Below are 9,457 nucleotides of genomic sequence, written 5' to 3'. Positions count from 1 at the left end.
TGGCGGAGGCCGCGCCACCCTTCTGCCCGCCGCGATGCGACGCCGCGTTGCCGTCCGGCGTGCCACGGCCGGAGCCGCTTTTCTTGCCGCCGCCGCTGTCCTTGTTCACCGTCGCCCAGGCGCGGCGCCCGGCCTCGTCCTCGGGAACGCCCCGCGCCGCGTAGCTCTCCTCGATATGCGCGGCCTTGCGCTTCTGCTTGTCGGTATAGGCGGATTTGTCGCCACGCGGCATCGCGGCCTCCTCTGGCTCGGGCTGACGGGAAAACCGGCCAGCCCGGCCGAGGGTTGCCGCCGCCGAAGCCGGCGGCGCAGGCTCAGCCGCAGCGCGGCTCGTGCGGGGTCGGGTCGTAGCCGGGCAGGCCGGGCACGCCATAGCCGGGGAAGACGGTGTTCTCGGCATCGTCCGGGCCGGGCTTCACGCCGAACCACTTCTCCGACAGGGCGGCGATGGTGCCGTCCTTCTTCATGCACTCCAGCACGTTCTCGACCTGGTTGCGCAGCTCGGCATTGTCGCGGCGGAAGGGCGCGGCCCAGTGCGCGCGGGTCTCCTTGATGGTGAAGTCCGGCACCAGCAGCGGCGTGCGCGTGGCCGCGTAGCGGATGGTGGTGTTGCCGCCGAGCGTCGCATAGACGCGGCCCGCCACCACCGCCTGCACCGCGTCCGGCTGGCTGTCGAAGGTCTGCACGGTGAAGCCCATGGCGGCGGCGTTGCGCTGCGCCCAGGCGTCATAGGCCGAGCCCTTGTTCACCGCGATGGTCTTGCCGCGGATGTCCTCCAGCGAGCGGATCGGCGCCGAGCCGCGGCGGATGCCGAACTGGAACTCGGTGTAGAGATAGCCCTCGGTGAAGAGCAGGTTCTCGGCGCGCTCCGGCGTCACCGTCACCGGCGCGGCCAGGAAGTCGTAGCGCCCCGCGTTCAGCGCCGGCACCAGCCCGGAGAAGCTGGCGCTGTCGATGGTGATCGGCCGGCCGAGACGCTTCGCCACCTCGGTGAAGAGATCGACATTGAAGCCCTGCACGCCGCCATCCAGCTTGGGGAAGGCGTGCGGGGCGAAGGTGCCGTCCACGGCGGTGCGCAGCGGCTGCTGCGCCTGCGCCCCCGCTGCCGCGAAAGCGAGCGGCACGGCGCAGAACAGGGCAAGGGCGAAGGAACGCATCGGCAAGAGACTCCCTGGCGGCCCGATATCGGCCGGAATGGCGTCCGGGCTTGCAAGAAGCGTGCAAGGATGCGGGCCGCGGGCCAAGGGCCGCGCGCCGCGCGGCGCGCCGCGCCTTTGCTGACGGGGCCGTGAGGGGGGAGGGCCGCCCCGCCCCGCGCCGGGCATATCGCGTCGCGCTACCGATGCTGTGGGCGCGCTGCCTGACGGCCGCGCGGCGGCGCCCGCCGGAGCCTGGACGCCCTTCGCGCCCGCAGCCTCAAGCAGAAGGGCGGATCCTGGCGGACCCGCCCCTCGAACCCGGGACGCCGGACATCACCCCGCGTCCCGCCTCTCCACCCGGCCGCGGCAGCCCGAAGGAACCCGAAAGAATCAAGCGGCGGTGGCGAGGTCCGGGTAGAGGCCGAGCAGCCCGGCCTCGGAAGCGTCGCAGCGGCCGCGCTCGGTGATCAGGCCGGTGACCAGGCGCGCCGGCGTCACGTCGAAGGCCGGGTTGGCGCCGGCGCTGCCGGGGGCGGCGGTGCGCACCGTCTCGATGCGCCCATCCCAGGTCTGGCCGGTGGTCTCCAGCACCTCGCGCGCGTCGCGCTCCTCGATCGGGATCTCGCGCACCCCGTCGCGCACGCTCATGTCCAGCGTCGAATGCGGCAGCGCCACCCAGAAGGGCACTTGGTTGTCATGCGCGGCCAGCGCCTTCAGGTAGGTGCCGATCTTGTTGGCGACATCGCCCTGGCGCGTCACCCGGTCGGTGCCGACCAGCACGATGTCCACCTGGCCGTGCTGCATCAGGTGCCCGCCGGCATTGTCGGCCACCACCGTGTGCGGCACGCCATGCTTGCCCAGCTCCCACGCCGTCAGCGCCGAGCCCTGGTTGCGCGGCCGCGTCTCATCCACCCAGACATGCACCGGAATGCCCGCATCATGCGCCTGGTAGATCACCGAGAGCGCGGTGCCGTAATCGACCGTCGCGATCCAGCCGGTGTTGCAATGGGTCAGGATGTTGACCGGCTGGCCCGGCTTGCGCGCGGCGATCTCCTGGATCAGCGGCAGCCCGTGCTGGCCGATGCGGCGGCAGGTCTCGACATCATCCTCGGCGATGTCGGCGGCGGCGGCATAGGCCGCGGCGGCGCGCTGCTCCGGCGCCACCGGGCGCAGCGCGCGCAGCATGCGGTCCAGCGCCCAGCGCAGGTTGATGGCGGTCGGCCGGGTGCGGCCCAGCATCGCCGCCACGCTCTCCAGCGCCGCATCCGAGGCATCGCGCCGCAGCGCCAGCGCCAGCCCATAGGCGGCCACCGCCCCGATCAGCGGCGCGCCGCGCACCTGCATCGACTTGATGGCGTGCGCGACCTGCTTCTCCTCGGTCAGGCGCAGGATCTCGACGGTCCAGGGCAGCCGGGTCTGGTCGAGGATGCGCACCGACCAGCCATCCTCCGGGTCCACCCAGACGCTGCGATAGGGAACGCCATCAATCTTCATCGAGGTAAGGCTCCGTCCGGGGTTGGCCGCGCGCGGGCGGGTTCAAGCATCGCGAGCGACGCATATAGTCGCATCCGGCCCCCGGCGTCATGCGATGCGCGGGGGAGAGCCCCGCGCGCCCCGTCGGTGCGCGTCCGGCCGAACCCGGAGAACCGCCCCGCATGCGCCTGAGCCTGACCATCGACGCGCCGCGGCGCCGTATCCTGGCTCTGGCGCTGCTCGGCCTGGTGCAGGGGCTGGTGCTGTGGTGGCTGGCGCGGCAGGCGCGGCCGGAGCAATGGCCCTTCCCGCTGAATTCGCCCGCCCTGTTCGCCTGGATCACGCTGGTGGTGGGGCTGCTGCCGCCGCTGGCGATGCTGGGCTTCGGCCATTGGCGCGGCCGGGTGCTGGCCGCCTGGATGGTGGGGGCGGCGGCGCTGCTGGCGGTGATGGCCTGGTTCGAGACGGCGCTGTTCGGCACCGAGCTGCCAAGCCGGCTGCTGCCGCAGGCCGGGCTGGCGCTGCTGGCGCTGCACTGGCTGCTGGGGGCGGGGCTGGCGCGGCGCGGCCCGGAGGGTGGCCGGCTCTGGCCCAGCTATCCGGCGCTGTATCACGAGCATGGCCAGCTCGCCCTGCGGGTCGGCCGGGCGGTGGTGTTCGTGGTGGTGTTCTGGCTGGTGCTGATCGCCGGGGCGCAGCTCTTCGTGCTGATCGGGCTGGACGGGCTGTGGCGGCTGCTGCGGCGCGACACCTTCACCTGGCCGCTCACCGGGCTGATCCTGGGCGCGGCGCTGGCGGCGCTGCCGGCGGGCGAGCCGCCGCGCATGAGCCAGCTCGGCTGGCTGACGCCGCTGCTGGCCGCGCTGGTGGCGCTGTTCCTGCTGGCGCTGCCCGTCACCGGGCTGCAGCCGCTCTGGGACACCGGCTTCGCCGCCGCCGGGCTGCTCGGCGCGGCGCTGCTGATGGCCGCGCTGGTCAATGCGGTGCATGAGGATGGCCAGGTCTCGCCGCCGGCGCTGCTGCGCGCTTCGGCGCGGCTCGGCGCGCTGGTGCTGCCGGCGCTCTCCGGACTCGGGCTGCTGGCGCTCGGGCTGCGGTTGCAGCAGCACGGGCTGACGCCGGACCGCGTGCTGGGGCTCATCGCCGCCCTCTACGCCGCCCTGGTCTCGCTGGGCTATGTCTGGGCGGCGCTGCGGCCGTGCATGGCGCCGATCGGCACCGTCAACACCGCGGCGCTGGCGCTCGGCGCCCTGCTGCTGGTGCTGCTGGCGACGCCGCTGCTCTCGCCCGAGCGGATCAGCCTGCGCAACCAGCTGGCCCGGCTGGAGAGCGGGGCTGTGTCACCGCAGGAATTCGACCTCGGCCTGCTGCGCCGGCGGCTGGGCCGGCCCGGCCAGGCGCTGCTGGAGACGCCGCGCTTCGCCGACATCGCCGCGCTGCAGCGCCAGCAGCAGGCTGGCGAGGAGCCGCCGGCCGTGCCGGCGCTCTGGCCCGAGGGAGCGTCCATGCCGGAGGGGCTGGAGCAGGCGGCCGGGCGGGCGATGCGCCGCTCCTGCCGCGCCGGGCAATGCCGGGTGCGGCTGCTCGACCTCGATGGCGACGGCCAGGCGGAGGCGCTGATCGGCGATGTCTCGCCCGAGTTGTGGGGGCGCCGGGAGGGCGGCTGGTCGCTGCTCGGCCGGCTGAATGGCTGCGGCGTGCCGACCGCGGCGCTGGAGCGCCCCGGCGGCTTCACCCTGCAACCCGCGCCCTGGCCGGAGATCGTGCTGGAGGATGGCCGGCGCCTCTGGGTCGAGCGCGTCCGCTGCCCCTGAGCGCGGACGCCGCCTCAGATCCGCTGGTGCAGCGCGCAGACCAGGGTGAAGAGGCGGCGGGAGGTCTCGAAATCCAGTGTCACCCGGCCATCGAGGCGCTGGCACAGCAGGTCGGCGCCCTCATTGTGCAGGCCGCGCCGTCCCATGTCGATCGCCTGGATGCGCGCCTCCGACCCGCCTTCGGTCACCGCCTGCTCATGGCTCGCCACCACCAGATGGTAGTCCTTGATCAGCCGGCGGAACGGGCCGAGGGCCAGGGCGATCAGCCGCAGCGGCGCCTCCGCCGTGTCGCGGATGTCGAACACCAGGCGGCCGTCGCGGATCTCCAGATGCAGCGAGTAGGGGCCGGGCGGCAGGCCCTGCGGGTCGAAGCTGTTGGAGGCCAGCAGGTCGGCCACCGCCTGGGAGCGGTCGGCCTCCGCATAGGGGTTGGGCAGCGGCGCGCCGCCATCCGGCAGCGCGATGCGGATCAGCCTTTGCTCAGCCATCGCGCCGGGCCGGGGCCAGGGGGCGGGGGGTGGGGGGCGGAAGCTCCGCCTGCGGTTCCTCCATCAGGCCAAGGCGCAGCATCAGCCCGACGGTCGCGCCCTTGATCGGCCGCAGCAGCAGGGTGGAGATCAGCGTGAACAGCGGCAGCCACACCGCCATGTGCAGCCACATCGGCGGCTCATAGGCCTTCTCCACCCAGAAGATCACCGGCACCAGCAGGTGGCCCACGATGAAGATGGTGAAATAGGGCGGCGCGTCATCGGCGCGCAGCCGGCCGAGCGGGGTGTGGCAGTGCGCGCATTCCGGCACCACGCGCAGGAAGCCCTGGAACACGGGGCCCTCGCCGCAGACCGGGCAGCGGTTGCGGGCGCCGCGGGAGAGCAGGGTGGTCAGGGGTGGCAAAGGCGGGGGCGGCTCCGCGGCGCGGGCGGGCTCCCAGCGCGCGGGCTGGCTGTCCATTCTCGTCATCCTGGCTTTGTTCATTGTCCGGCCCACGCCTTTGGTCGCGTGGCGCCGGCCCCTCCGTGTGCAGCGCAATATCGGCATGTCCGGCCGCGCCGATCAAGAGAAGCCTGGGGCGCGCGCTTCTTGCCGCGGCGGGTCGGCGCGGCGATGCTGGGCAGATGGGCAAGCGCATCCTGGTCATCAACCCGAATTCGTCGCAGAGCTGCACCGCCGGCATCGCCGAGAGCCTGAGGGCCTTCGCCGCGCCGGGCCTGCCGGTGTTCGACACCATCTCCCTGCCGGGCGGGCCGCCCGCCATCGCCTCCTGGCGCGACTGGTATGGCGTGGCCGAGCCGCTCTGCCGCCTGGTCGAGACCAGCCCGGCCGATGCCTACATCCTGGCCTGCGTCTCCGACCCCGGGCTGGAGGCGGTGCGCAGCGTGACGCCGAGGCCGGTCTTCGGCCCGTTCCGCAGCGCCGTCGCCGCCGCCCTGGCACGGGCGGAGCGCTTCGGGGTGATCGCCTTCGTCGACGCCTCCAAGGCGCGGCAGCGCCGCGCCCTGCAGGCGATGGGGGCGGAGGCGCGGCTGGCCGCCAGCATCGCGCTGAACCTGCCGATGGAGGTGCTGACCGACCCCAGCGCCGCGCGCGGCGCGCTGTGCGACACGGCGCGCGCCCTGGTGGCCGAGGGGGCGGAGGCCGTCATCCTGGGCTGCGCCGGCATGGCCGGCCACCGCGCGGCGGTCGAGGACGCGGCCGGCGTGCCGGTGATCGAGCCCTGCCAGGCGGCGGCGGTGCAGGCGCTGCTGGCGCTGGCCTAGAACAGAAAGGGTTCTTTTTTGGAAAAAAGAACCAAAAAACTTTTTTCAGTTGGCGTCCCGCTTCGGGCCTGAGGCGGGACGCCAAACAGAAAAAGTCTTTTTGCTTCTTTTTCTTCAGAAAAAGAAGATTCTCTGAATCAACCCTTCGGCGTCCACTCCGCCGGCGCCACGCTGCCCACCTGGCCGGTGATGCGGCCATAGGCCTCCGGCCGGCGATGGGCGGCGAAGTTGAAGATGGTGGTCCGCCCCAGCACGCACTGGTCCAGGTTGCAATCGGCGACGATCAGCTCGTCATCCCAGCTGGTCGCCTGGGCCACGATCTCGCCCTGCGGGTTGACGATGATGGAATGGCCGAACAGCTCGCAGCCATCCTCGACGCCCGCCTTGGCGACGCCGGCGGCGAAGCAGGCATTCTGGTAGCAGCCGGCGCGGATCGACAGATGGCTGTGCTCGACGCGCAGGTGGTGCGCCTCGAAGCCCTTGGCGTCCTGGTTGATCGAGGGGGTGTTGTAGCCCAGCATCACCAGCTCGACCTGCTGCAGCCCCAGCTCGCGCCAGGCCTCGGGCCAGCGGCGATCGTTGCAGATCAGCATGCCGATATTCACCGGCCCGGCCTGGCCGATCGGCGCCCGCACCACCGGGAAGCCGAGATTGCCCACCTCGAAATAGCGCTTCTCCAGGTGCTGCACCTTGCGCTTCGGGTCGAACTCGCGGTGGCCGGGCAGGTGGACCTTGCGGTATTTCAGCACCACCTCGCCATTCGGGTGGACATAGACGGCGGTGTTGAAGTGGCGCTTGCGCACCTCGCCGGTCTCGTCCGCCTCATGCGCGATCTCGGCATAGCCGAGATGGAAGCCGATGTTGAACTTGCGCGCGGCCTCGAACAGCGGCGCCGTCTCGTTCGAGGGCAGGCTCTGCTCGTACCAATGGTCGGCGTTGTTGATGTCCTCCTCGTACCAGCGCGGGAAGAAGGTGGTCAGCGCCAGCTCGGGGAAGACGACGACCTCGGCGCCGCGCTTGTGGGCGGTCTCCATCAGCCGCACCATGCGGCCGACGACGACATCGCGCCCCTCGGCCTTCTGGATGGGGCCGAGCTGCGCGGCGGCGAGGGTCAGGCGACGGGACATTTTTTTCAGTTTCTCCGGTCGAGGGTTCAGTTGGTGGCCGGCGGCATCGGGTCGATGAAATCGGCCGCGTAGTCCTCCTGGACCTCGGACACGGCGCGCAGGAAGGCGTCGTCCCAGGCATCCTCCAGCGCATCCACCAGGGCATGCGCTGCCGCTTCCGTGCGCAGCACGGCCAGTCGCTCGCCCCCGGCGACCCAGACGGCATAGGCGCCGTCGCGTTCCTCACGCACTTCGAACATCAGCCATCTCCTTGCCGGGGCCGCCACGCCGGGGGCGGGACGGGGTGCGGGGTGGGCGGGGCGGCGCCCGGCGCCACCCCTGTCCTGGTGTCCGCCTGCGTCCCCGGCGCCGGGTCCGGCGCGGTGTCGTGGTCCAGGGACCGTGGCGTAAGCAAGCGATAGGCCAGCCGGCAGGCCAGCAGCGCGAACAGCCCACCGCCGAGCGCCAGCGGCAGGCTGGTGCCGGGGCCGGTCAGCCAGACCCACAGCGCCAGCGCCGCGAGCCCGCTGCCGGCCACCAGCGCCGCGCGCATCAGCCGAGCGCGCTGTCGCGGTGCTGGCGCGGCACGAAGCGGCCCTGGCCGGGGCGGGCCAGCACGGCGCCGCCATCCCACACGCAGGCGCCGCGCAGGAAGGTGGCGGCGACGCGCCCGGTCATCCGGCGCCCGTGATAGGGCGACCAGCGCGCATCCGGCCGGTCCTGGAGGGTGGATTCGTCGAACAGGTACTCGCCCTCCTCCATCACCAGGAAATCGGCGTCGGAGCCCAGGCGGATGGCGCCCTTTTTCGGGAACAGCCCGTGATAGCGGGCGGTGTTCTCGGCGCAGTATTTCGCCATCAGGGTCAGCGGCAGGCCGCGCTCGCGCAGCAGGCTGAACATCAGCGGCGCGAAGGATTGCAGCCCGGTCAGCCCCGCGCCACACGCAAAAATGTCGTCGCCGAGCTTCTTCTCGCGCTGCCAGGGCGCGTGGTCGGTCGAGACATAGGCGATCTTGCCGGCGGCGAAGGCCGCCCACATGCGCTCCACCTCCTCCGCCGTGCGGAAGGGCGGGTTGCACTTGCCGAAGCCCTTGAGGCGGACCAGGTCCTCCTCGGTCATGCAGAGATACTGGATGCAGGCCTCGCCGCTGGCCTTGGCGCCCATGGCGCGGAAGCTCTCGGCGATGTCGAAGCCGCGCGCGACCGAGGAATGCGCGATATGCACATGCGCCCCCGTCTCCAGCCCGATCTCGAAGATCTCGAGATCGGCCATGGTCTCGGCCAGCGGCGGGCGGGTGCGGGCATGCATGATCGGGTCGACGCGGCCGGTCGCCTTGGCCTCGGCGGTCAGCCGCTCGACCAGCTCCTGGTCCTCATTGTGCACCGCGACCATCAGGCCGGTCTTGGCGATCTCGGCGAAGGCCGCGACCATGGTCGGGTGGTCGATGCGCGGGAAGCGCACCGCGTCATATTCATAGGTGGAGAGCTTGAAGGCCGAGGCGCCGGCCTCGGCGAGGCCCGCGATCTCGTCGACTCCGCCGCTCTTGCGGATGGTCGCGTAGAGCGCGACATCGACATGCGATAGCTGGTGTACCGCCTCCACCTTCTCCCGGAAGATGGACGCCGAGGTCACGGCGCGCGGCACGTCATAGGGCATGTCGCAGATGGTGGTGACGCCGCCGGCGGCGGCCGACATGCTGGCGCCCTCGATGCCCGGCCAGCCGATGGCGCTGCCGGTGTGCATGTGCCCGTCCACCAGCCCAGGCAGGATATAGCGTCCGGAGAAATCATCGACCGCCGTGGCGGGCGGCAGCTCGCCCTCGCCGATCGCCGCGATGCTCTCCCCGCGCACCGCGACATAGCCATCCCGCAGGATGCCGTCCGGCAGCACGAGATTGCCGCGCAGCACGCGGTCATAGGGAAGCGGCATGGGCAGAGGCTCCGTTCTGGCGAAGGAGGGGGAGACTAGGCCCCGTCCTGGCCTTTGTCAGCCCGGGCGGCCGATCCTTTCCGTTGCGGTTCCGGTTGCAGGGTGCGGCACCGCGTCAGGGGGCGATCACCATGCAGGGGCCGCGCGCCGCGCCGCAGGCCTGGCGCGCGCTGGCGGCGGAAAGTCCGGTCACCCGCGCCCGCCAGAAGGTGCGGCCATTGACGCGCACGCGCTCCACCTGG

General features: G+C 72.0%; 11 protein-coding genes. 2 read left to right on the top strand and 9 right to left on the bottom strand.

Features of this window, described 5'->3' with window-relative positions; translation table 11 throughout:
* From HMPREF0731_RS04650 to mtnA, 3 genes are all read right to left on the bottom strand, one after another.
* The coding region (locus HMPREF0731_RS04650) for a hypothetical protein (protein ID WP_007002876.1) at nucleotides 1–232 on the bottom strand (232 nt) is incomplete at its 3' end.
* 82 nt (nucleotides 233–314) lie between these two features.
* Entirely contained in the window at nucleotides 315–1,157 is an 843-nt protein-coding gene (locus HMPREF0731_RS04645; RefSeq protein ID WP_007002875.1) for a transporter substrate-binding domain-containing protein, read from the bottom strand.
* A gap of 372 nt (nucleotides 1,158–1,529) precedes the next feature.
* Nucleotides 1,530–2,633, bottom strand: a complete 1,104-nt coding sequence (mtnA, locus tag HMPREF0731_RS04640) for an S-methyl-5-thioribose-1-phosphate isomerase (protein ID WP_007002874.1) — start codon at nucleotides 2,631–2,633, stop codon at nucleotides 1,530–1,532.
* A gap of 161 nt (nucleotides 2,634–2,794) precedes the next feature.
* On the opposite strand from mtnA, the gene HMPREF0731_RS04635 reads away from it, so the two are divergent.
* Entirely contained in the window at nucleotides 2,795–4,426 is a 1,632-nt protein-coding gene (locus tag HMPREF0731_RS04635) for a DUF4153 domain-containing protein (protein WP_040611911.1), read from the top strand.
* A gap of 14 nt (nucleotides 4,427–4,440) precedes the next feature.
* On the opposite strand, the gene HMPREF0731_RS04630 is transcribed toward HMPREF0731_RS04635, so the two are convergent.
* Nucleotides 4,441–4,914, bottom strand: a complete 474-nt coding sequence (locus HMPREF0731_RS04630) for a UPF0262 family protein (protein WP_007002873.1) — start codon at nucleotides 4,912–4,914, stop codon at nucleotides 4,441–4,443.
* A complete protein-coding gene (locus tag HMPREF0731_RS04625) occupies nucleotides 4,907–5,374 on the bottom strand; it encodes a DUF983 domain-containing protein (RefSeq protein ID WP_157135924.1) in 468 nt (155 codons plus the stop codon). Before HMPREF0731_RS04625 ends, HMPREF0731_RS04630 begins: the two co-directional genes overlap by 8 nt.
* Before the next feature lie 164 nt (nucleotides 5,375–5,538).
* On the opposite strand from HMPREF0731_RS04625, the gene HMPREF0731_RS04620 reads away from it, so the two are divergent.
* Complete coding sequence (locus HMPREF0731_RS04620) at nucleotides 5,539–6,180, top strand: aspartate/glutamate racemase family protein (RefSeq protein ID WP_007002871.1); 642 nt, start codon at nucleotides 5,539–5,541, stop codon at nucleotides 6,178–6,180.
* Between the two features lie 137 nt (nucleotides 6,181–6,317).
* Here HMPREF0731_RS04620 and HMPREF0731_RS04615 read toward each other — a convergent pair whose 3' ends face one another.
* The 4 genes from HMPREF0731_RS04615 to HMPREF0731_RS04600 are packed head-to-tail and all read right to left on the bottom strand — an operon-like array spanning nucleotide 6,318 to nucleotide 9,215.
* The gene (locus HMPREF0731_RS04615; RefSeq protein WP_007002870.1) at nucleotides 6,318–7,307 is read right to left on the bottom strand and encodes an N-carbamoyl-D-amino-acid hydrolase; all 990 of its coding nucleotides are present in this window, start codon (nucleotides 7,305–7,307) and stop codon (nucleotides 6,318–6,320) included.
* Between the two features lie 26 nt (nucleotides 7,308–7,333).
* Nucleotides 7,334–7,546 (bottom strand): hypothetical protein, encoded by a 213-nt coding sequence (locus tag HMPREF0731_RS04610; protein WP_007002869.1) that lies wholly within the window; start codon nucleotides 7,544–7,546, stop codon nucleotides 7,334–7,336.
* Complete coding sequence (locus tag HMPREF0731_RS23855; RefSeq protein WP_007002868.1) at nucleotides 7,546–7,839, bottom strand: hypothetical protein; 294 nt, start codon at nucleotides 7,837–7,839, stop codon at nucleotides 7,546–7,548. The genes HMPREF0731_RS04610 and HMPREF0731_RS23855 overlap by 1 nt, the downstream gene beginning before the upstream one ends.
* The gene (locus tag HMPREF0731_RS04600; RefSeq protein ID WP_007002867.1) at nucleotides 7,839–9,215 is read right to left on the bottom strand and encodes a dihydroorotase; all 1,377 of its coding nucleotides are present in this window, start codon (nucleotides 9,213–9,215) and stop codon (nucleotides 7,839–7,841) included. Before HMPREF0731_RS04600 ends, HMPREF0731_RS23855 begins: the two co-directional genes overlap by 1 nt.
* Between the last annotated feature and the right edge of the window lie 242 nt (nucleotides 9,216–9,457).

Source organism: Pseudoroseomonas cervicalis ATCC 49957 (assembly GCF_000164635.1).
Classification (GTDB): domain Bacteria; phylum Pseudomonadota; class Alphaproteobacteria; order Acetobacterales; family Acetobacteraceae; genus Pseudoroseomonas; species Pseudoroseomonas cervicalis.
The sequence above is the reverse complement of the archived record's forward strand: the minus strand, read 5'-3'. Positions and strand labels throughout refer to the sequence as shown.

What these genes read in the sequence shown, in the direction of transcription:
- mtnA (WP_007002874.1), bottom strand. Translation starts at nt 2,633, where the DNA reads ATGAAGATTGATGGCGTTCCCTATCGCAGCGTCTGGGTGGACCCGGAG.
- HMPREF0731_RS04600 (WP_007002867.1), bottom strand. Translation starts at nt 9,215, where the DNA reads ATGCCGCTTCCCTATGACCGCGTGCTGCGCGGCAATCTCGTGCTGCCG.
- HMPREF0731_RS04630 (WP_007002873.1), bottom strand. Translation starts at nt 4,914, where the DNA reads ATGGCTGAGCAAAGGCTGATCCGCATCGCGCTGCCGGATGGCGGCGCG.
- HMPREF0731_RS04645 (WP_007002875.1), bottom strand. Translation starts at nt 1,157, where the DNA reads ATGCGTTCCTTCGCCCTTGCCCTGTTCTGCGCCGTGCCGCTCGCTTTC.
- HMPREF0731_RS04610 (WP_007002869.1), bottom strand. Translation starts at nt 7,546, where the DNA reads ATGTTCGAAGTGCGTGAGGAACGCGACGGCGCCTATGCCGTCTGGGTC.
- HMPREF0731_RS04625 (WP_157135924.1), bottom strand. Translation starts at nt 5,374, where the DNA reads ATGGACAGCCAGCCCGCGCGCTGGGAGCCCGCCCGCGCCGCGGAGCCG.
- HMPREF0731_RS04635 (WP_040611911.1), top strand. Translation starts at nt 2,795, where the DNA reads ATGCGCCTGAGCCTGACCATCGACGCGCCGCGGCGCCGTATCCTGGCT.
- HMPREF0731_RS04615 (WP_007002870.1), bottom strand. Translation starts at nt 7,307, where the DNA reads ATGTCCCGTCGCCTGACCCTCGCCGCCGCGCAGCTCGGCCCCATCCAG.
- HMPREF0731_RS04620 (WP_007002871.1), top strand. Translation starts at nt 5,539, where the DNA reads ATGGGCAAGCGCATCCTGGTCATCAACCCGAATTCGTCGCAGAGCTGC.
- HMPREF0731_RS23855 (WP_007002868.1), bottom strand. Translation starts at nt 7,839, where the DNA reads ATGCGCGCGGCGCTGGTGGCCGGCAGCGGGCTCGCGGCGCTGGCGCTG.